Raw genomic sequence first — 19,428 nt, 5'->3', positions numbered from 1 at the left:
GCCCTGGCCGGGTCGACATCGACAGGGGCTCGTAGCATGTGTCGCGTGCGCCGCCCCGACTCGCCGCGGCTGCCAGCCCCGCGGCTCCGCCTGCTCACCGTCCTGCTCGCCGTCACCGTCCTGACCCTCACCACCGCTGCCTCCTGCGGTGGCGACGAACCGTCGATCACGCTCGCCGCCGCGGCACGGGCCGCCGTGGCGGAGGAGATCGACGCCCCCGCCACTGTCGTCGCGCGGGCGGCGGCCACCCTGACCGCCCCGGCCGACGGCACGTTGGCGCGCCTCCGGGTGCAGCCGGGCCAGCGGGTCAAGCGGGGCCAGGTGCTCGCCGTGATCAGCTCACCGTCGGCCCGGGAACGGCTGCGCCAGGCGCGCAGCGCCCTGGCCGCCGCGAAGCGCGCCGGTGCCGGCGGTGGCGGCGGCAACCTCGCCGGTTCGCTGCGTGTCACCGACCGCGCCGCCGACGAGACGCACGCCGCCGCCCGTGCCGCGGCGGCGAAGATCAGCGATCCAAAACTCCGGAAGGCGTTGCTCACCCAGGTCGAGGCGGCACAGCGACGGTACGACTCGGCGGCCCGAGCCGCCGACCAGGCGGTACGGGAGGTGCAACGCGGTGTCCGGAACCTGAACTCCGCCGTCGGCGCGCTCGCCACCGCCCAGCGACTTCAGGCCCAGCAGGCGTACGACCTGGCCAAGGCGACCGTCGACGCATTGACCCTGCGCGCGCCTATCGCCGGGGTCGTGCAACCTGGCGGAGTCAGCACCGGCGGTGGCTCGGCGGGGGCGCTCGCCGGGCTGCTGGAGTCGGGCGGGGTGCCGGCGGGGATCGACCCGGGGGCCCTCGGCGCGCCGGCCGGCCCGCCGCCCGGCGTGGACACCGCGATCCCGGTGGGTGGTCGGGTCAGCGCCGGCACCCCGGTGCTGACCGTGGTGGACACCCGCGACCTGGGCCTGCTCGCCGAGGTCGACGAGACGGACGTGCTGCTGGTCCGGCCCGGGCTCACCGGGACCGTCGAACTGGACGCCGTCACCGGTGCCACCTACGAGGCGACGGTCCGCTCGATCGACGTGCTGCCCACCACGTCGGCGCGGGGCGGGGTGAGCTACCGGGTGCGACTCGCCCTCGGCGCCGGCCGCTACGGCGAGGCCGAGCCGGCGCCCGCGCCGCGGCCCGGGATGAACGCGGTGCTGCGGCTGCGGGTCCGGGAGGAGGCGGACGCGGTGACCGTGCCCGCGTCGGCACTCTTCTCTGTCGACGGCCGGGACACCGTGTGGCTGGTCCGCGACGGCCGTGCCGACCGGGCGGTGGTCACCGTCGGCGTGCAGGGCCAGGACCTGGTGCAGATCGTCGACGGGGTGCAGGCCGGCGACCGGATCGTCGTCCGGGGTACCGACCAGGTCCGCGAGGGCCAGGAGATCGGGTGAGCCGGGCACCGGCGATCGAGGCTTTCGACGTGTCCCGGACGTACGAGTTGGACGGGGTCTCCGTGCCCGCCCTGCGGGGGGTGTCGCTGACCGTCGCGGCCGGGGACTACGTGGCGCTGACCGGGCCCTCCGGATCCGGGAAGTCCACGCTGATGCACCTGCTCGGCGGTCTGGACCGGCCCAGCGGCGGCCGGCTGGTGATCGGTGGCCGGGAGGTGGGCACGCTCTCCGCCCCGGAGCTGGCCCGGCTGCGCAACGAGACCATCGGCTTCGTGTTCCAGGCGTTCCACCTGCTGCCGCGTACCTCAGCCGTGGACAACGTGGCGTTACCGCTGGTGTACCGGGGGGTGGGCGCGCGCCAGCGGCGTGAGCGCGCCGCCGCGATGCTGGGACGGGTCGGCCTGGGGCACCGGTTGCACCACCGGCCGAACCAGCTCTCCGGCGGTGAGCAGCAGCGGGTCGCCATCGCGCGGGCGCTGGTCACGGACCCGACGGTGCTGCTGGCCGACGAGCCGACCGGCAACCTGGACAGCACCACCGGCGCCGCCGTGCTGGAACTGCTGGAACGGCTCAACGTCGAGTCCGGGGTGGCGCTGGTGATGGTCACCCACGACGCGGAGGTGGCGGCCCGGGCCCGGCGACGGGTCGCGATGCGGGACGGCGTGGTCGTCACCGACAGCGCGACGGACGGCGGGGGCGGCGCGTGAGGCTGGCCGAGGCGTGGCGGGTGGCGTGGGACGCGCTGCGTGCGAACCGGATGCGCAGCGCCCTCACCATGCTCGGGGTGGTCATCGGGGTGGCCTCCGTGGTGCTGCTGGTGGCCATCGGGACCGGCACCAAGCAGCGGGTGGAACAGCAGGTGGAGGGCCTCGGCTCCAACCTGCTGCTGGTCGTGCCGGGGCGGCTGGACGTGGGCAGTGCTCCGGCGCTCTCCCCGCTCACCCTTCAGGACGTGGACGCGGTCGGCCGGGTGGTCGGTGATCCGAACCGGGTGGCCGTGACGGTCGCCTCGGGTGCGACCGTGCGGGCCGGCAACCGGGAGGACTTCACCACCGTCCAGGGGGTGTTGGAGACGACCCCCACCGTTTTCGCCCGGGAACTGGCCCGCGGGCGGTACCTGACCCGATCCGACGTGGACACCGGCCGGCGGGTCGCGGTGCTCGGCGACTCGGTGGCCCGGTCCCTCTTCCCGGATCGGGAGGCGGTCGGCCAGCAGATCAACGTGGCCGGCGTCCGCTTCCGGGTGATCGGCGTCTTCGTCCCGCTCGGGCAGAGCCTCGGCGTCGACCGGGACGACGAGGTGCACGTACCGGTGACGGCGGCGCAACGGCTCTACGGCACCCAGCGGGTCGACGCCATCGCGGTGAAGGCGCCGGACCGGGAACGAATCGACGAACTGGGCGAGCGGATCGTGGCCGAGCTGAACGGTCGGCACCCCGGCACCGAGTTCAGTGCCGTCACTCAGGAGCAGATCCTCGGTGTGCTGGGCGACATCCTCGGCATCCTGACCGGCGTACTGGCCGCCATCGCGGGCATCTCGCTGCTGGTCGGCGGGGTCGGCGTCTCCAACATCATGCTGGTCTCGGTCCGGGAACGGACCCGGGAGATCGGGCTGCGCAAGGCGGTTGGCGCCCGTCCCCGGGACATCGGCGTTCAGTTCCTGCTGGAGGCGGTGCTGCTGACCTCCGTCGGTGGACTCACCGGGATGGCCCTCGGGGTGGGCGGCGCACTACTGGTGGCCGCCGTCTCACCCATACCGGCGGCGGTGACCTGGTGGTCGCTGGCGCTGGCGTTCGGCGTCTCGGCAGCTGTCGGCATCGTCTTCGGGGTGGTACCCGCGCAGCGGGCCGGTCGGCTCGACCCGGTGGTGGCCCTGCGCACCGAGTGACATCCCCGATACCCGCGGCCGAGGTTGATCGTTGCCGAAATCCCGGGTACGGCACCCGACCAGGGGTTTTTCGTCACCAGCCCGGGCCCGATCCATGATCAGTTGCAGGAAGGGATCGCGCCGGTCACAGCCGTCCCGCTACCGTACTGGTAACACGCGCGTCGCCGGCCGCGCGGGAGGACCCGTGTGGCGGCACGCGCCGGGCATGGGATAGGTCGGGTGAGCCATGGCCGGGTCGCAGTCCGACGGTCGGCTGTCGGAGGTCAAGTTCCTGACTGTCGCGGAGGTGGCGACGGTCATGCGGGTGTCGAAGATGACGGTCTACCGCCTGGTGCACAGCGGCGAGCTGACCGCCGTACGGGTGGGCAGGTCGTTCCGGGTGCCGGAGCACGCGGTGCACGAGTACCTGCGCGGCGCCTTCCAGGAGACCGCCTGACCCCTGGTGCGGCCGGGCCAGGCGACCCGGCGGAAGGGGCATCGAGCGGGGGCGCGTTGGTCCTGCTGACGCAGTCCCGCTACGCTGGACTCCGATCGTGACCGCTGGTGCGCTCCGCCGCCCTTCCCGCCGGTCCGATCCCTGTCCGCAAGCGGTCGCTGACGCCACGGGTTCGTGGTGTCCTCCCGGTCGCGCCGCACGTTGCATCGAAAGGCTGTCGTATGGGCTCGGTGGTCAAGAAGCGCCGCAAGCGCATGGCTAAGAAGAAGCACCGCAAGCTGCTGCGCAAGACCCGCGTCCAGCGTCGCCGTCTCGGTAAGTGACCGATGCCGGGCCTGGTCCCGGCATCCGTCCCTCGCCAACTGTCGACCCTCGGAGGCTCAGGTGATCAGGCCGTGGCTGCCCCGGCTCGGTCCCACCTGCCGGGGTAGGTGCCAGACATGACCCCCGGTGGCTCCCAGAGCCCTCCGGGGGTCGTCGTCGTGACCGGGGTCAGCCGCTATCTCGGCGCGCACGTCGCCGCCCGGCTCGCCGACGACCCGCGGATCGACCGGGTCATCGGCATCGACCAGCCGGAGCCGGGGCCCGACATCGACGTCCTGCTCGACCGGGTGGAGCGGATCCGGGTCGACGCCGGCTCGGTCGGTGGCCTCCTCGCCGACCTCGACGTGGACACCGTGGTGCATCTGGCCCTGGTCAGCTCCCCCGATCCGCAGCACGGTGGCCGGGCGGCGATGAAAGAGCAGAACGTCATCGGCACCATGCAACTGCTCGCCGCATGCCAGCGCGCACCACGGTTGCGCAAGATCGTGATCCGCTCCTCCACTGCGGCCTATGGTGCCTCGTTCCGTGATCCGGCCGTCTTCACCGAGGAGACCGAGCCGCGCGAGGTGCCGCGGGGCGGCTTCGGTCGCGACATCCTCGACATCGAGGGGTACGTCCGAGGCTTCCGTCGTCGGCGCGGTGACGTCACCGCCACCGTGCTGCGCTTCGCGCCGTTCATCGGCTCGACGGCGGACACCACGCTCACCCGCTACTTCGCGCAACCGGTGGTGCCCACCATCTTCGGCCGGGACGCTCGACTGCAGTTCCTGCACTTCGAGGACGCGCTGGAGGTGCTGCACCGGTCAGTGGTCGAGGATCATTCCGGCACCTTCAACGTCGCGGGGCCGGGGGTGCTCGCGTTGTCGCAGGCGATCCGCCGAGCCGGGCGGGTCGCCGTGCCGGTGCTGGAGCCGGGCCTGTCCGGCGCTGTCGCGCTCGCCCGGGTGATGGGGTTCGGCCGTTACGGTCTCGACCAGGTCGACCTCTTCGTGCACGGCCGGGTGGTGGACATCTCCCGGCTGGAACGGGAGTTCGCCTTCACACCCCGCTCGACCGCCGCCGCCTTCGACGATTTCATCCGGGCGCACCACGGGCGTGCCGTGGTGACCCGGGACCAGTTGGCCGCCGCCGAGCAGTTGGTGCTGAACAACATCCGGCAGGTGCGCGCCGCCGTCCGGGAGCGGTCGTGACCGAGCCCGAGGAACGGCATGACGAGGGGGGCCTCGACGACCGGTACGTGGTGCCGGCGCCGGTGAGCCCCGATGCGGACCCGGCGCGGCGCAACGGGCACCGCCCGGGCGTACCGGACCAGGCGGGCGGCGACGTCTGGGACCGCCGGGTCGCCACCGGACTGGCCTTCCTGCGGCGACGGCTGGCCGGCGACTACGAGGTGGACGAGTTCGGCTTCGACCGTGACCTGACCTCGGCGGTCTTCCATCCGCTGCTGCGCCGGCTCTACCGTGACTGGTTCCGCACCGAGGTCACCGGCCTGGAGAACGTGCCGGCGGATGGGGCGGGACTCATCGTCGGCAACCACTCCGGCACCGTGGCCCTGGACGCGTTGATGCTCACCACTGCGCTGCACCACGAGCATCCCGAGCACCGCTACCTGCGGCTGCTCGGTGCGGATCTGGTCTTCCGGATGCCGGTGGTCTCCGAGATCGCCCGTAAGACCGGCGGCACGATGGCGTGCAACCCGGACGCCGAGCGGCTCATGCGCCACGGCGAACTGGTGGGTGTCTTCCCGGAGGGTTTCAAGGGCATCGGCAAGCTGTACGCGGAACGGTACAAACTGCAACGCTTCGGGCGGGGTGGTTTTGTCTCGGCGGCGCTGCGCACCGGCACCCCGATCATTCCGGCGGCGATCGTCGGCGGCGAGGAGATCTACCCGATGCTCGCCGACATCAAGCCACTGGCCCGGCTGCTCAAGCTTCCGTACTTTCCCGTGACACCCACCTTCCCCTGGCTCGGGCCGCTGGGCATGGTGCCGTTGCCGAGTAAGTGGCTGATCGAGTTCTGCCCGCCGATCCCGACTGAGCACCTGATGGATTCGGCGGACGACCCGCTTGTCGTGTTCAACCTTGCCGACCAGGTACGGGAGACCATCCAGCAGACCCTGCACCAGCTGCTGAAGCGTCGACCCGACCCGTTCGGTCCCTGACCGACCGCGACAGTGACCGGCTGCCCGACGCCGTGCCGACTTCCCGGCGGGCTCGCGGTGCCCGCCCGGTCAGGAGCAGATGGCGGGGATCGGGCCGAGCGTGTCGCTGGTGACGGTGAGCTCCTGACCACAGGCGATGGCGGCGCGCATGGCGTCGGCCCGGTCGGCGACGGACTCGAGCAGCGCCAGCGATTCGCTGGTGCGCGCCCGGTCGGTCCGGGAGCCCCGGCCTTCCAGCGCGTTGAGCGAACGCCGCTGGTCGGTGAGGAAGGCGTCGACCGCGGCCAGCGCTGCAGGGTCCGAACGCTGGGCGGCCGCTCCGGTGAGCAGGCGTACGCCCTGCCGGGTGTCCGCGTCCATGTCGTCCAACACGGCGCTGTAGCCGCTCGGGTTGCTCCGCAACGTGGCCGCCTCGGCCAGTCGGGTGCGGGCGAAGTCGAGGAAGAGCTGACCCCGGCTGATCTCGGAACTGGTGAGCGCGAGTTGCGCCCGTTCGGTGCCTCGCTTCATGCCGTACAGCGCGTCACCGGGCACCGCGTTCTCGCTGGCCGCCGAGATGCCGGAAACGGCCACCGCACCGGCGGCGATGCCGATCAGGATCGCACCGCGGGCGCGGGCCCGGCGGGCAGTCACCGCGGGCAGTAGCGACCCACGACTGGAAGCTGCCTTCTCGGCCGGCCGGGCCGCGGCAGGCGTCCCGATGCCCTCGCGAGCAGCGGTGGCCAGCAACATGGCCCGCAGGCCGGTGCGGAATTCCGGGTCGACCTCGGCCGCCGGCGGGTTGACGCCGAGGTGACGACCGAGCGTCACGAGCGGCGCGAGCCGATCGTCGTCCCTGGATCGCACGTGATGACGTCGGCCGCCGTTTGCTTCGTCGAGAAGCTGCGCGAAGCGCTCGGCGCGCCGACGGGAGAAGAGGGCGTTGTCCACCGTGGCACCTCCTCTCGCTGGTCACGGCCGGTCGGCCGTGTTCACCGCCAGCGACCGATGATCCCGTGACATCACGGCGGAGGGCCGTCGTCGGCTCCGTCGCAGATCATCCGAGGACCCCGTGGGTTCCCGACCTGTCACCGGTCGCACCCGGAGAAACGCGCCGTGCCGGGGGCGGGTTACGGCCCGGCCGGTGCCGAAATTACGCAAAGTGATCGCTGTCAGGTCGAGAATGCTCGGGATTCGGCCGGGCCGGACGACCCTCGTCGCGGTGCCGGGGAGGTCACGGCTGGAATCCGTCCGGGAGCAGCCGGGCCAGGGCCCGCACCGCCCGGTACTGCAACGCCTTGATCGCGCCCTCGTTCTTGCCCATCGCCCGGGCGGTCTCGGCAACCGAGAAGCCCTGGAGAAAGCGGAGCACGATGCACTCCTGTTGCTCGGGGTTGAGGCGTTTCACCGCACTCAACAGGGCGACGTTTGTGATGTGCTCCACCACCGCCGCCTCCGGGCTGCCTTCGGGACCGCGATCCTCCCGGTCGGCGTCGAGGACATCGCCGGTGGTCACCTCCAGCCGGTACCGGCCCGACTTGAAGTGGTCGGCGACCAGGTTGCGCGCGATGGTGACCAGCCAGGCGCCGAGGTCGCGGCCCTGCCAGGTGAAGCTGCCGATCCGCTTGAGTGCGCGTAGGAAGGTGTCCGAGGTGAGATCCTCGGCGAGTTGTCGATTGCCGACCCGGAAGTAGACGAACCGAAAAACGGTGTCCACGTAGCGGTCGTAGATCAGCCCGAACGCCTCGGCCTCACCGGCCTGGGCGCGTTCGACGAGGGCCCAGACCTCGGTCGCCGGGTCGGAGGGATCCGGACGGCTCGGGAACCCGGTCGAGGTGCCGGTGGTCTCGGGCACCGCCGGAAGGATCGCCGTCTCGGTGGTGGACACCTCGGTGACCGGTGCATCCCCGCTGCGCCGGGCCTGGGCCGGCATCGTCGGCCGGTTCGGGGAGGCGACCCGGCCGCCAGCGGGTTTGGCGTTTCCCCCGGGCACGGGTGGTCGATGCGGCGGCTCGTTCTGATGGGGCCGGCTGCCCACCCGACGCGCGGTACCGTCGCCCCGGACGGCGAGGTTGGCCGACGCGTCCGGGGCACTGTGGGCACCGCCGCGTTCGTTGATCGGAGTGCGGGCGGCCGGACCGGTCAGGCCGACCGGACGTTCGGCGAAGCCGAAGGTGGTCATCGCGCCGCCTCCGTTCCGCCGGTGGCCGGCGGGCTGGCGACGGCCGGTCGCCCGGTCGTCGCCCCGTCGGGCAGGTTGGCTCCGGGGTGTGCCGGCGGGCGGCAGATCCCCTTGAGGTGCTGGTCCAATGCGCTCAACGGCACGGGGGCCTCCTCGGGCTGAGGGGTGTCGACTCACGGCAAATGGGGTGAGCCGACCCGAGTGATGATAGGGCCAACGTCACCCGCGCGTGGCAAGTCCGTTACACAGGGCCGAAGTATTTCCCGACGTGTCGCCGACCTGGCGGACCGGTTGTCCGTCGGGTGTGGTTGACAACCGGCGGTCCGGCTGATCCCCAGTGGAGCCGCTGTTCGTGCTGGTGAGGGGGCGGATCGACGGTCGGCGTCCCGGGCCGGTGGAGGCTGGTGCCGGAACCGGAGCGGGACACCTGCGGTGCGTTGTCGTCGCGGCCGTGCCGCACCGTCGGTGACGTGGTCCGGTTCCGTGCACGGGACTCACCGGACCCTGCGGGACGGCTGGCGCGTTCCTCCGGGTGCGGCCGGTGGTTCGCGGGCGTGGCCGTGCGGACCCGGCTGTGCCAGACTCAGCCACCGTGCAGGATCCTGACTCGGTTTCCGGTCCCAACCTCGCCGACCGTCTCCGCCGGGCGGCGGAGCTGTACGCCGGCAAGCCCGCACTGCACTGGCAGGATCGGACGATCACCTGGTCCGAACTGGACGAGGCGGTGAGTGGTACGGCCCGGGCGCTTGCCGACGCGCTGCCGGGGGCCGATGCGACCAGGCCCGGCGCGCGAGTCGCCGTGGCGCTCCCCAACGTGCCGGATTTCGTGATCAGCCTGCTCGGTGCGTTGCGGGCCGGCATGACGGCGGTACCCGTGAACCCCGGCCTGACCGCCCGCGAGCTGCAACACGTCCTGGCGGACTCGGGAGCGTCGGTGCTGATCGCTACCGAGCGAATCCGGGCTCTGGTCGGGGAGCTGGATCTGCCCGCGTTGGTGGCGGTACACACCAGCGCGCCGACCGCCGGAGGCGACCAGAGGTTTCCGGTCCGGGGCGCCGACGACCTGGCGGTGCTGCTCTACACCTCGGGGACCTCGGGGTGGCCAAAGGGGGCCATGCTCTCGCACGGGGCGTTGGCGGCCAACCACGAGCAGGTCGACCGGATCGAGCCGCCGGTGGTCGGCCCCGACGACAGGGTGCTGCTGGCCCTGCCGCTCTTTCACGCCTACGGGCTGAATGCCGGGCTGGGCGCGGTGATCCACCACGGTGCGACCGGGGTGCTCGTCGACGATCCAGGCGCCGACGCGGCGCTCACCGAGATCGCCCGGCACCAGGTGAGCGTGCTGGTGGGCGTACCGTCGATGGTGCAGACCTGGTCCCGGGCGGACGCCGAAAGCCTCGCCGCGGCGATGACCGCGGTGCGGATCGTGGTCTGCGGCGCGGCGCCGCTGGAGCCGGCCGACGCGGCCCGCTTCACCGAGGCCGCCGGCCGTCCGGTGCACGTCGGGTACGGCCTGACCGAGACCGCGCCGGTGCTCACCTCGACCCTGGTCGGCGGCGAACCCCGGCCCGGATCGATCGGCCGTCCCTTGCCCGGCGTGCAGGTGCGGCTGGTCGGGGCGGACGGTACGGAGTTGTGGCGCGACGGGGTCGCCGCGCCCGACGATGACCCGGACGAGATGGATCTCACCGATCCGGCTACGGGCACCGATCCGGGTCAACTCGTGGTCCGCGGCGCGAATCTGTTCTCGGGATACTGGCCGGACGGCGCGGGCGGACCGGATGCCGACGGTTGGTGGGCGACCGGCGACGTCGCGTACGCCGATGCCGATGGCGATCTCTACCTGGTCGACCGGGTCGGTGAGCTGATCCTGGTCAACGGCTTCAACGTGTACCCGCACGAGGTGGAACTGGTGTTGTCGGCGCATCCGGCGGTGGCGGAGTCCGCCGTAGTGGGCGTGCCGCACCCGAGGACCGGAGAGACTGTCCGGGCGTACGTGGTGCCGGTGCCGCAGGCCACGGTGGCCGGTACCGAGCTGATCGCCCACTGCACGCGTAATCTGGCCAGATTCAAGTGCCCGACCGAGGTCGAGTTCGTCGATGTGCTGCCGCGCTCGGTGATCGGGAAGGTACGCAAGACCCTGCTCGGTACGACGGAGGAGACCGATGCGTGAACCCCGCCTGACGCTGATCACCCGCCCCGGCTGTCACCTCTGCGAGGACGCCAAGGCGGCGCTCGATCGGGTGGTCGCGGTCACCGGCGACCGGTGGACCGAACGGGACGTCAGCGGTGACGTGGAGCTGGAACGTGAGTACGGCGACCGGCTGCCGGTGGTGCTCCTCGACGGCCGGGAGCACGGCTACTGGCGGGTCGAGGAGGAACGGCTGCTGCGCGACCTGACCACCCCGCAGCTCTGAGCCCCTCGCGCCCTCCCGCGGCCGGATAGGGTGCGGCGATGACCCCTGCGAGCCCCCATCTGGTGTGGGACTGGAACGGCACCCTGCTCAACGATCTCAGCCTCGTGGTGGCCTGCACCAATGCGGTGTTCGCCAGCGAGGGCGGGCCGAGCGTCACCCCCGACGAGCACCGGGTCCGGTTCCGCCGGCCGATCGCCGACTACTACGCGGAGGTGCTCGGTCGCGCGGTGGACGACGACGCCTTCGGCCGGCTGGACAAGATCTTCCACGACGCGTACCGGGTGGGTCTGACCACCTGTGAGCTGGCGCACGACGCCGTGGCGGCGATGGCGGCCTGGTCGGGCAGCCAGTCTTTGTTGTCGATGTGGTTCCACGACGAGTTGGTACCCACCGTCGAGACGTACGGTCTGACCGGCCGGTTCGCCCGGGTCGACGGGCTGCGGGCGCAGGTGGGCGGCGACCGCAAGGCAGAGTCACTGGCACGGCATCTGGACGCGTTGGGCGTCGACGGCCGGTCGGTGGTGCTGATCGGCGACTCGCTCGACGACGCCGACGCGGCCCGCTCCGTCGGTGGCCGCGCCGTCCTCTACACCGGCGGATTCACCGACCGCGCCCGACTGCTCGCCTCCGGCCATCCGGTCGCCGACAGCCTCACCGAGGCCGTGACCCTCGCCACCGATCCCACCGCCAAACCGCGCTGATCATGAAGTTTGTGGCCCCCCAAATCGGCGTGTCGGGGCGATAACCTCATCATCGGCCAATTGGAATGGGAGCCAGGGGCTGCGTGTGATTGGTCAGAGAAGTCGGGATTGAGCGATAATCGCGCGGGCGCCTATGGCGAGGTGGTGATCGATCTTGCGGGATGGAGGGGCCGGTGGGGGCGCGGGCCGTGCCAGCAAGATCGCGATTTGTGCACGTCTTCACAAGCGCCTACTCTGTAATTCCGACGCGCCCTGCTAGCACAGCCGGCAACATCGGTCGCCAGCGGGAGTCCCGAAACGGCCGGCCGGTGGAGTTGGTCGAGGATCGCACCGCACGGAGTCTCATGAGTCAGCACCGTCACCCTGGCGCGCCCGGTCGCGCAGGTGCCGTACCGGCGCTCCCGGATCTGCCGGAGGCGACGGTGGCCCGGCTCCCCGAATATCTTCGTGCCCTGCACAACCTCGCCGAAACCGGTCACGAGACGGTTTCCAGTGAAGGATTGGCCAACGCCGCCGGCGTCAACTCGGCCAAGCTTCGCAAGGACCTCTCCCAACTCGGCTCGTACGGCACCCGGGGCGTCGGCTACGACGTCGGGCTGCTGATCGACCAGATCGAGTACGTGCTCGGGCTCACCCAGCGTCGGGCCGTCGCCCTGGTAGGGGTGGGTAACCTCGGTCACGCCCTGGCCGGCTACGACGGCTTCGCCAGCCGCGGGTTCCGGATCGCCGCCCTCTTCGACGCCGATCAGGAGCGGGTCGGCGAGGAGATCAACGGTCTGGTCGTGCAGCACATCGACGAGCTGCCCCGGGTCGCCGCCGAGGAATCCATCGCGATCGGTGTCATCGCCACCCCGGCAACCGCCGCGCAACGGGTGGCGGATCAGTTGGTCGCGGTCGGCGTGACGAGCATCCTGAATTTCGCCCCGTGCGTACTCTCGGTCCCCGAGGGGGTCGACGTGCGCAAGGTCGACCTGGCCATCGAGTTGCAGATCCTGTCGTTCCACGAGCACCGCAAGGCATCCCTGACCGCGCTTCCCGCCGCCGGTGGGTCCGCCCTCACCGCCCTGCCGGGTGGTCTCGCGGTCACCGAGAGCCAGGAGGCGATCGGCACGTGAAACTCCTCGTCGTGGGCGCGTCGTACCGCACCGCACCGGTCGCCACCCTGGAACGACTCGCGGTGTCACCCAGCGGGCTCGACCGCACCCTGGGGCGCCTGGTCGCGCAGCCGTACGTGAGCGAGGCCGTCCTCGTCTCCACCTGCAACCGGGTGGAGGTCTACGCGGCGGTGTCCGGCTTCCACGGCGGCCTCGGCGACATCTGTGCCATCCTCGCCGAGCAGGCGGGCTGCCAGCCGGCCGCGCTGGCCAACCACCTCTACGTGCACTTCGACTCGGCCGCGGTGGATCACGTCTTCCGGGTCGCCGCCGGGCTGGACTCGATGGTGATCGGCGAGGCGCAGATTCTCGGGCAGCTCCGGGACGCGTACCACTGGGCAAGTGCGGCCGACACCGCCGGGCGGCTGCTGCACGAGCTGATGCAGCAGGCCCTGCGAGTCGGCAAGCGGGCTCACTCGGAGACCGGCATCGACCGCGCCGGCCAGAGTGTGGTCACCGCCGCGCTGGGGCTCGCCGCCGGACACCTCGACGACGACCTCACCGGCCGACCCGCGCTGATCGTCGGAGCCGGGGCGATGGGCTCGCTGGGCGTGGCGACACTGTCCCGGCTCGGTGCCGGGCCGCTGACCGTGGCGAACCGAAGCACCGACCGCGCCGTCCGGCTGGCCGAGTCGTACGGTGCCGGTGCGCGACCGATGGCGGAGCTGGCCGAGACGCTTTCCACTGTGGACATCGTGGTGGCCGCCACCGCCTCCACCGAGCCGGTCCTCACCCGCGAGGTGGTCGCCGCCGCGGCGGCCGACCGCGACCCCGGGCGTGGCCCGCTGGTCCTGCTCGACCTCGCGGTACCGCGAGACGTCGGCCCCGGCGTCGCCGAGCTGCCCGGCGTCGAGGTGATCGACATCGACCGGATGGCGGCACTGCTCGCCGACGGTCCGGTCGCCGCGGACGCCGCCGCCGTCGAGCGGATCGTGGCCGGCGAGGTCGAGTCCTTCCTCAGTTGGCTGCGCGGCGCCGACGTCGCCCCGACCGTCGCGGCCCTGCGCGGGCGGGCCGACGACGTGGTCACCGCCGAACTGCGCCGGCTCGCGCAACGCCGTCCCGACCTCAGCGACGACCAGCGCGCCGAGGTGGCGCGTACCGTGCACCGAGTGGTCCAGCGGCTGCTGCACCAGCCGACCGTCCGGGTCCGTCAGCTCGCCGCCGAACCCGGCGGTGACCAGTACACCGCCCTGCTGCGGGAACTGTTCGATCTCGAGGTTCCGCAGACCTCGCCGGTGGACACCGTGCCCGACATCACCCCACCGACCGGAGGCGAGCGATGAACGAGGCCCCGCTGCGCCTCGGTACCCGGGGCAGCAAGCTGGCGATGGCCCAGTCGGGCCACGTCGCCGAGGCGCTGACGGCCCGTACCGGACGCCCCGTCGAGCTGGTCGAGGTGGTCACCGCCGGTGACCGGTCCAGCGCGCCGGTGCACCGGCTCGGGGTCGGCGTCTTCGTCTCCGCGCTGCGTGACGCACTGGTCGCCGGGACGATCGACTTCGCGGTGCACTCGTACAAGGACCTGCCCACCGCGACCGCGGCGGGGCTGCACATCGCTGCGGTGCCGCCACGACAGGATCCGCGCGACGCGCTGATCGCCCGCGACGGCAGGACTCTCGCCGAACTTCCACCCGGCGCGGTTGTCGGCACCGGTGCGCTGCGCCGGATCGCCCAGCTGCACGCGTTGGGCATGCCCCTGTCGGTCACCCCGATCCGGGGCAACATCGACACCCGGCTTGCCCGGGTGCTGGGCCCGGACGCCGACCTCGACGCCGTCGTCCTGGCCCGAGCGGGCCTGGCCCGCATCGACCGGAGCGACGTCATCACCGAGACGCTCGACCCGATGCTGATGCTGCCGGCACCCGCGCAGGGTGCCCTGGCGGTCGAATGTCGGGTCGACGACCCGGATCTGGTCGAACTGCTCGCCCTGCTCGACCATGCGCCGTCCCGTGCCGCGGTCACCGCGGAACGGGCGATGCTGGCCACCCTGGAGGCCGGATGCTCCGCTCCGGTCGCCGCCTACGCCGAACTCGCCGAAGGCGAGAACGGCGATGAGATCTACCTGCGCGGAGCGGTGATCAGCCCGGACGGTACCCACGAGGTCCGGCTGTCCCGCACCGGTACGCCCGCCGACGCGGCGGAGATCGGTAAGGCACTCGCCGCCGAACTCCTCGACCTCGGCGCCGACTCGATCCTCGGCCCGCAAGGACACGACGGCCCGGGGACCCAGCAATTTGGGAGCACAGAATGACCCGCACCCGTAAGCCCGTAGGCCGCATCGCGTTCGTCGGGGCAGGACCCGGCGACCCGGGCCTGCTGACCCGCCGGGCGCACGACGCCCTGGTCGACGCCGACCAGGTGGTGTACGACCGGGGAGTCCCCGAGTCGCTGCTCGACGTCGTCCGGGCCGAGGCCAGCTCTGACGCCCAGTTCACCCCGGCCGAGGGCGCGCCGGGCGACGTGGCCAAGATCCTGATCTCGGCGGCCCGTTCCGGGCAGAACGCGGTGCACCTGGTGGCCGGCGACCCGTTCGGCCACGACTCGGTGGTCAAGGAGGTGCAGGCGGTGGCACGTACCGCCGCGCACTTCGAGGTGGTTCCCGGCGTCGGCCAGGCCGAGGGGGTGGCCACCTACGCGGGCGTGCCGCTGCCGGGCGTACGCACCGCCGCCGACGTCGAGGACGTCAGTGCGCTGGACTTCGACGCGCTGGCAGCGGCCGTGCAGCGCGGTTCGCTGGCGCTGGCGGTCGACGCCGGCGACCTGGCCGCGATCCGGGACGGGCTGCTCGCCGCCGGCGTGGACGGCGGCACCGACGTCGGGGTGACCGGGGACGGCACCGGGGAGACGCAGTACACCACCACGTCGACCGTGGACTCCTTCGTCGCGGCGGCACTCGGCTTCACCGGCCGGGTCGTGCTGACCGTCGGTGACGGCGTGGGCCAGCGGGACAAGCTCAGCTGGTGGGAGAACCGTCCGCTGTACGGGTGGAAGGTGCTGGTGCCCCGCACCAAGGAGCAGGCCGGCGCGATGAGCGCCCGGCTGCGTGCGTACGGGGCGATTCCCTGTGAGGTGCCGACCATCGCGGTCGAGCCGCCGCGTACCCCCGCCCAGATGGAGCGGGCGGTCAAGGGCCTGGTCGACGGCAGGTACGCCTGGGTGATCTTCACGTCGGTCAACGCGGTACGGGCGGTCTGGGAGAAGTTCGCCGAGCACGGCCTGGACGCCCGGCACTTCGGCGGCGTCAAGATCGCCTGCATCGGCGACGCCACCGCCGACGCCGTCCGCGCCTTCGGTATCCAGCCGGAGCTGATCCCCTCCGGTGAGCAGTCCTCCGAGGGGCTGCTGGCCGAGTTCTCGCCGCACGACGAGGTGCTCGATCCGGTCGGCCGGGTGCTGCTGCCGCGTGCCGACATCGCCACCGAGACGCTCGCCGCCGGGCTCACCGAGCGCGGCTGGGAGGTCGACGACGTGACCGCGTACCGGACGGTCCGGGCCGCTCCGCCGCCCGCCGAGATCCGGGACGCGATCAAGTCGGGTGGGTTCGACGCGGTGCTGTTCACCTCGTCCTCCACGGTGCGGAACCTGGTCGGCATCGCCGGCAAGCCGCACACGCGTACCGTTGTTGCTGTCATCGGGCCCAAGACGGCGGAGACCGCGACGGAGTTCGGCCTGCGGGTCGACGTCCAGCCCCCGCACGCCTCGGTGCCCGATCTGGTGGAGGCGCTCGCCGGCTACGCCGTCGAGCTGCGGGAGAAGCTCGCCGCGATGCCGGCGAAGCAGCGCCGTGGTTCGAAGGTCCAGGGGCCGACCGCGCTGAGGTTCCGGTAGCCGTCGCCGGCTCCGGCTGGTCGTCAGGGAGGGTTCGTGCCGTACCCAGAGATCCGGCCCCGCCGGCTGCGCCGCACCGCGGCGATGCGTCGGCTGGTCTCCGAGACCCGCGTCGACCCGGCCGAGCTGGTCGTGCCGATGTTCGTCAAGGAGGGGCTGACCGAGCCGCGCGCCATCGCTTCGCTGCCGGGTGTGCTCCAGCACTCGCGCGACTCGCTGCGCAAGGCGGCGGTGGAGGCGGTGCAGGCCGGCGTCGGCGGGATCATGCTGTTCGGCGTGCCGGCGTCGCGCGACGAACGCGGCTCCGGCGGTATCGACCCGGACGGCATCCTCAACGTCGCCATCCGTGACGTGGTCGCCGAGGTGGGCGACGCCACGGTGGTGATGAGCGACCTCTGCCTGGACGAGTTCACCTCGCACGGCCACTGCGGGCTGCTCACCCCGGCCGGTGAGGTGGACAACGACGCCACCCTTGGCGCGTACGCCGAGATGGCGGTGGCCCAGGCCGCCGCCGGGGTCGGGGTGGTCGGGCCGTCCGGGATGATGGACGGCCAGGTCGGGGTGGTACGCCGGGCACTCGACGCGGCCGGTCACACCGACGTGGCCGTGCTCGCGTACGCCGTGAAGTACGCCTCGGCCTTCTTCGGCCCCTTCCGTGACGCGGTGGAGTCGGCGCTGGAGGGGGACCGACGGGCCTACCAGCAGGATCCGGCCAACCTGCGCGAGTCGCTGCGCGAGGTCGCGCTGGACGTCGCCGAAGGCGCCGACATGGTGATGGTCAAGCCTGCGCTGCCGTACCTCGACGTGGTGTCGGCGGTCCGCGCCGCCGTGGACGTGCCCGTGGCGGCCTACCAGGTCTCCGGCGAGTACGCGATGGTCGAGGCGGCTGCCGCGAACGGCTGGATCGACCGGGAGCGGGTGATGTTGGAGACCCTCACCTCGATCCGCCGCGCCGGTGCCCAGATCATCCTCACCTACTGGGCCGTCGAGGCTGCCCAACTGCTCCGCCAGCGCTACTGACCTGCTCGACGGCCCTGCTCGCCTCTCCCACGACACCCGTCAGCACTGGTCGGCCAGCGGCACCTCAGCCGCAGCTGTCACTCTGAGTGTTGCTCGTCCAACCCCACCGATGCACTCGCCCATCCTTTGCTCTGCTTCAACCCACGCATAGCTTGCGGAGTGTAGTCGTCGGCGGATGGCGCGTTGAGGACTCGGCCTCGCTCAGCTGCTGGTCAGAGAGGGTTGCGTGGGTTGAAGCAGAGCAAAGGGCGTGGAGGTGCTAGTAGGAAGATCGGAGGGAGGAGCCCTTTCGGTCACTCAAGGTGATCGTCGCTCACGGTGGCGATCGTCTGCCTGGTGCGGGGTCAGTGGATGCCGCGGGGCTTGATATCCACAGGTTTTTCCACAGGGTTGCTGCCCTGGTTCGTGCAGCGGCAAGGTCGGGGCATGTCCACCGTCTTCGAGCCGCCGGACCTCGGCCCCACCGTCGGTCCCTTTCCCATCGCCGGTCTGGTGCGACGTGCCCGCCGGATCGTCGGGCTCAGCCAGTTGCGGATGGCCCGGTTCGCCAAGGTCGCCCCGTCGACCGTCGCGCGGGTCGAGGCGGGCAGCCTCACGCCGAGCCTGGCGGTGCTGGAGCGGCTGCTGGCTGCGGCCGGGCTATACCTCGTGGCCGTCGACCAGGAGGGGCGGGTCGTGCTGCCGATGGAGGTCTGGGACGACACCCGGGACGGAGCCGATCGGGAGGCGCGGCGACGCCGCAGTCAGTGGGAGGTGCGGGTGGCCAAATACCGGAACGTGCCGCCTCCGCCCGACCCACGGACCTGGTACCGGGACTGACCGCCGGACAGCCGACCGGGTCAGCGCGTGGTGTCGATCCGGTGGACCAGCTCGGCGACGTCGATGCTGTATTCGCACCAGTCCCGGTCGGTGCGGTAACCCAACTCGGCGTTGACCTTGAGCATGGCCTCGTTGGCCTGCGCGTTCCAGGTTTGCACCTCGGTCAGCTGCGGCTCGGCCGAACGCAGCTCCAACAGCATCCGAGCCTTGATCGCGCGGTCGATGCCGTAGCCCTGGTGATCCTGCACCACGATCGTGTCGTACTGGTCGGCGCGGGTCGGATGCTGAGCCGGCACGACCACCTCGGTCAGGCCGGCCACCTCACCGGTCTGCTCGTGCAGCGCGAGCACGATGTACGGCTTCATGCCCCGTCGGTGCAGGCAGTCGAGGCTGTCCCGGAGCCGCTGCGGATCGTACGAGCTGGGTCGTAGCTCGCCGTCCTCGATGTCCCGGATCTCGGCCTTGGCCCGCGCGTACGCCTCGATCAGTTCGTCCGGCGGGCCGCCGGGGTGGAACTGGACCTGGTAGCCCGCACCGAGCCCGGTCGACATCTCCGCCAACTCGGCCCAGTCCACGCTGGAGAGGTCCAGGACGCTTCGGGTCTCGACGTACTCCCGGCTGAAGCCGAGCGATTCGTAGAAGGCGACGGCAGGAGTGTCGCCGACCACCTCCACCCCGATCGACTCGAAGCCCTCCTGGTAGACGCGACGGGCCGCGCGCAGGACGAGATCACGGCCCAACCCGCTGCGCCGTGCGCTCGGGTGGACCAGGACCTCAAGCACGCCGATGTTGCCGAGCAGCAGCACGTGCACCTGGCCGAGGATGGCCCCCGGGCTGCCGTCAGCAGCCGGATCCTCCTCGGCGATCCAGGAGATCCGCCGTTCGCCCGGCATCACCTCGGCGAGGTACTCCCGCAGGGAACTCTCCCGCCACGGCGGATCCTGCGGGAGATCGGCCGCCAGGACCGCGTTCAGCGTGTCCAGCAGCGACGCGATCTCGGCGGACGACGCGGTCCTGGGGTCCCACTCGCGCACCATCACCCGTCTAGCTTGCCGTTAACCGCAGCCGGGGGGAAGTGTCCAGTTCTCCAA

The 19,428-nt window shown here is 71.8% G+C and carries 20 protein-coding genes; 16 read left to right on the top strand and 4 right to left on the bottom strand.

The window, feature by feature from the left end; all coding sequences use genetic code 11:
* The first annotated feature begins 36 nt into the window (after positions 1-36).
* The 7 genes from Vse01_RS06375 to Vse01_RS06345 all read left to right on the top strand — a co-directional run bounded on the left by Vse01_RS06375 (position 37) and on the right by Vse01_RS06345 (position 6,234).
* Positions 37-1,425: an efflux RND transporter periplasmic adaptor subunit gene (locus Vse01_RS06375; protein ID WP_093403470.1), complete on the top strand. Its 1,389-nt coding sequence runs from the start codon at positions 37-39 to the stop codon at positions 1,423-1,425.
* On the top strand, positions 1,422-2,132 hold the full coding sequence (locus Vse01_RS06370) for an ABC transporter ATP-binding protein (protein ID WP_093403472.1): 711 nt from the start codon (positions 1,422-1,424) through the stop codon (positions 2,130-2,132). The genes Vse01_RS06375 and Vse01_RS06370 overlap by 4 nt, the downstream gene beginning before the upstream one ends.
* On the top strand, positions 2,129-3,313 hold the full coding sequence (locus tag Vse01_RS06365; RefSeq protein ID WP_093403473.1) for an ABC transporter permease: 1,185 nt from the start codon (positions 2,129-2,131) through the stop codon (positions 3,311-3,313). Before Vse01_RS06370 ends, Vse01_RS06365 begins: the two co-directional genes overlap by 4 nt.
* A 226-nt stretch (positions 3,314-3,539) precedes the next feature.
* A complete protein-coding gene (locus tag Vse01_RS06360; RefSeq protein WP_007465625.1) occupies positions 3,540-3,749 on the top strand; it encodes a helix-turn-helix domain-containing protein in 210 nt (69 codons plus the stop codon).
* A gap of 221 nt (positions 3,750-3,970) precedes the next feature.
* The gene (locus tag Vse01_RS06355) at positions 3,971-4,072 is read left to right on the top strand and encodes a 30S ribosomal protein bS22 (RefSeq protein WP_007465623.1); all 102 of its coding nucleotides are present in this window, start codon (positions 3,971-3,973) and stop codon (positions 4,070-4,072) included.
* A gap of 117 nt (positions 4,073-4,189) precedes the next feature.
* Positions 4,190-5,263 (top strand): NAD-dependent epimerase/dehydratase family protein, encoded by a 1,074-nt coding sequence (locus Vse01_RS06350; RefSeq protein ID WP_093403475.1) that lies wholly within the window; start codon positions 4,190-4,192, stop codon positions 5,261-5,263.
* Between the two features lie 161 nt (positions 5,264-5,424).
* A complete protein-coding gene (locus tag Vse01_RS06345) occupies positions 5,425-6,234 on the top strand; it encodes a lysophospholipid acyltransferase family protein (protein WP_232511206.1) in 810 nt (269 codons plus the stop codon).
* A gap of 69 nt (positions 6,235-6,303) precedes the next feature.
* On the opposite strand, the gene Vse01_RS06340 is transcribed toward Vse01_RS06345, so the two are convergent.
* The 3 genes from Vse01_RS06340 to Vse01_RS06330 form a co-directional block, all read right to left on the bottom strand.
* Positions 6,304-7,164 carry a DUF5667 domain-containing protein gene (locus Vse01_RS06340; protein WP_093403476.1) on the bottom strand — a complete coding sequence of 287 codons (861 nt, stop codon included), beginning with the start codon at positions 7,162-7,164 and terminating at the stop codon, positions 6,304-6,306.
* A 283-nt stretch (positions 7,165-7,447) separates the two neighbouring features.
* Positions 7,448-8,395: an ECF subfamily RNA polymerase sigma factor, BldN family gene (locus Vse01_RS06335; protein ID WP_093403478.1), complete on the bottom strand. Its 948-nt coding sequence runs from the start codon at positions 8,393-8,395 to the stop codon at positions 7,448-7,450.
* Positions 8,392-8,538 (bottom strand): hypothetical protein, encoded by a 147-nt coding sequence (locus Vse01_RS06330; protein ID WP_170863400.1) that lies wholly within the window; start codon positions 8,536-8,538, stop codon positions 8,392-8,394. The genes Vse01_RS06335 and Vse01_RS06330 overlap by 4 nt, the downstream gene beginning before the upstream one ends.
* Positions 8,539-8,987: 449 nt before the next feature.
* Between Vse01_RS06330 and Vse01_RS06325 the strand changes: the two genes are divergently transcribed.
* From Vse01_RS06325 to Vse01_RS06285, 9 genes are all read left to right on the top strand, one after another.
* On the top strand, positions 8,988-10,568 hold the full coding sequence (locus tag Vse01_RS06325) for an AMP-binding protein (RefSeq protein ID WP_232511196.1): 1,581 nt from the start codon (positions 8,988-8,990) through the stop codon (positions 10,566-10,568).
* Positions 10,561-10,812 (top strand): glutaredoxin family protein, encoded by a 252-nt coding sequence (locus tag Vse01_RS06320; protein ID WP_093403479.1) that lies wholly within the window; start codon positions 10,561-10,563, stop codon positions 10,810-10,812. The genes Vse01_RS06325 and Vse01_RS06320 overlap by 8 nt, the downstream gene beginning before the upstream one ends.
* A 38-nt stretch (positions 10,813-10,850) precedes the next feature.
* Positions 10,851-11,513, top strand: coding sequence for an HAD family hydrolase (locus Vse01_RS06315; protein ID WP_093403481.1), 663 nt, complete (start codon positions 10,851-10,853; stop codon positions 11,511-11,513).
* Between the two features lie 344 nt (positions 11,514-11,857).
* Positions 11,858-12,628 carry a redox-sensing transcriptional repressor Rex gene (locus Vse01_RS06310; protein WP_093403720.1) on the top strand — a complete coding sequence of 257 codons (771 nt, stop codon included), beginning with the start codon at positions 11,858-11,860 and terminating at the stop codon, positions 12,626-12,628.
* On the top strand, positions 12,625-13,953 hold the full coding sequence (locus tag Vse01_RS06305; RefSeq protein ID WP_093403482.1) for a glutamyl-tRNA reductase: 1,329 nt from the start codon (positions 12,625-12,627) through the stop codon (positions 13,951-13,953). Before Vse01_RS06310 ends, Vse01_RS06305 begins: the two co-directional genes overlap by 4 nt.
* On the top strand, positions 13,950-14,921 hold the full coding sequence (gene hemC, locus Vse01_RS06300; RefSeq protein WP_093403484.1) for a hydroxymethylbilane synthase: 972 nt from the start codon (positions 13,950-13,952) through the stop codon (positions 14,919-14,921). The genes Vse01_RS06305 and hemC overlap by 4 nt, the downstream gene beginning before the upstream one ends.
* A complete protein-coding gene (locus tag Vse01_RS06295) occupies positions 14,918-16,498 on the top strand; it encodes a bifunctional uroporphyrinogen-III C-methyltransferase/uroporphyrinogen-III synthase (RefSeq protein WP_093403485.1) in 1,581 nt (526 codons plus the stop codon). The genes hemC and Vse01_RS06295 overlap by 4 nt, the downstream gene beginning before the upstream one ends.
* Before the next feature lie 36 nt (positions 16,499-16,534).
* The gene (hemB, locus tag Vse01_RS06290; protein WP_093403487.1) at positions 16,535-17,518 is read left to right on the top strand and encodes a porphobilinogen synthase; all 984 of its coding nucleotides are present in this window, start codon (positions 16,535-16,537) and stop codon (positions 17,516-17,518) included.
* A 426-nt stretch (positions 17,519-17,944) separates the two neighbouring features.
* On the top strand, positions 17,945-18,337 hold the full coding sequence (locus tag Vse01_RS06285) for a helix-turn-helix domain-containing protein (RefSeq protein ID WP_139233128.1): 393 nt from the start codon (positions 17,945-17,947) through the stop codon (positions 18,335-18,337).
* 20 nt (positions 18,338-18,357) lie between these two features.
* On the opposite strand, the gene Vse01_RS06280 is transcribed toward Vse01_RS06285, so the two are convergent.
* A complete protein-coding gene (locus Vse01_RS06280; protein ID WP_093403488.1) occupies positions 18,358-19,374 on the bottom strand; it encodes a GNAT family N-acetyltransferase in 1,017 nt (338 codons plus the stop codon).
* Positions 19,375-19,428 lie beyond the last annotated feature (54 nt).

Origin of the sequence: Micromonospora sediminimaris (genome assembly GCF_016863575.1) — a bacterium.
In the GTDB taxonomy this organism is placed as follows: domain Bacteria; phylum Actinomycetota; class Actinomycetes; order Mycobacteriales; family Micromonosporaceae; genus Micromonospora; species Micromonospora sediminimaris.
Note: the sequence above shows the minus strand (reverse complement) of the source record. Positions and strands in the feature narration are given on the sequence as shown.

Bases quoted from the DNA above. Each gene is read 5' to 3' on its own strand.
- Vse01_RS06375 (WP_093403470.1), top strand. From the start codon at position 37: ATGTGTCGCGTGCGCCGCCCCGACTCGCCGCGGCTGCCAGCCCCGCGG.
- Vse01_RS06320 (WP_093403479.1), top strand. From the start codon at position 10,561: ATGCGTGAACCCCGCCTGACGCTGATCACCCGCCCCGGCTGTCACCTC.
- Vse01_RS06295 (WP_093403485.1), top strand. From the start codon at position 14,918: ATGACCCGCACCCGTAAGCCCGTAGGCCGCATCGCGTTCGTCGGGGCA.
- Vse01_RS06350 (WP_093403475.1), top strand. From the start codon at position 4,190: ATGACCCCCGGTGGCTCCCAGAGCCCTCCGGGGGTCGTCGTCGTGACC.
- Vse01_RS06310 (WP_093403720.1), top strand. From the start codon at position 11,858: ATGAGTCAGCACCGTCACCCTGGCGCGCCCGGTCGCGCAGGTGCCGTA.
- Vse01_RS06335 (WP_093403478.1), bottom strand. From the start codon at position 8,395: ATGACCACCTTCGGCTTCGCCGAACGTCCGGTCGGCCTGACCGGTCCG.
- hemC (WP_093403484.1), top strand. From the start codon at position 13,950: ATGAACGAGGCCCCGCTGCGCCTCGGTACCCGGGGCAGCAAGCTGGCG.
- Vse01_RS06355 (WP_007465623.1), top strand. From the start codon at position 3,971: ATGGGCTCGGTGGTCAAGAAGCGCCGCAAGCGCATGGCTAAGAAGAAG.
- Vse01_RS06280 (WP_093403488.1), bottom strand. From the start codon at position 19,374: ATGGTGCGCGAGTGGGACCCCAGGACCGCGTCGTCCGCCGAGATCGCG.
- Vse01_RS06285 (WP_139233128.1), top strand. From the start codon at position 17,945: ATGTCCACCGTCTTCGAGCCGCCGGACCTCGGCCCCACCGTCGGTCCC.
- Vse01_RS06360 (WP_007465625.1), top strand. From the start codon at position 3,540: ATGGCCGGGTCGCAGTCCGACGGTCGGCTGTCGGAGGTCAAGTTCCTG.
- Vse01_RS06315 (WP_093403481.1), top strand. From the start codon at position 10,851: ATGACCCCTGCGAGCCCCCATCTGGTGTGGGACTGGAACGGCACCCTG.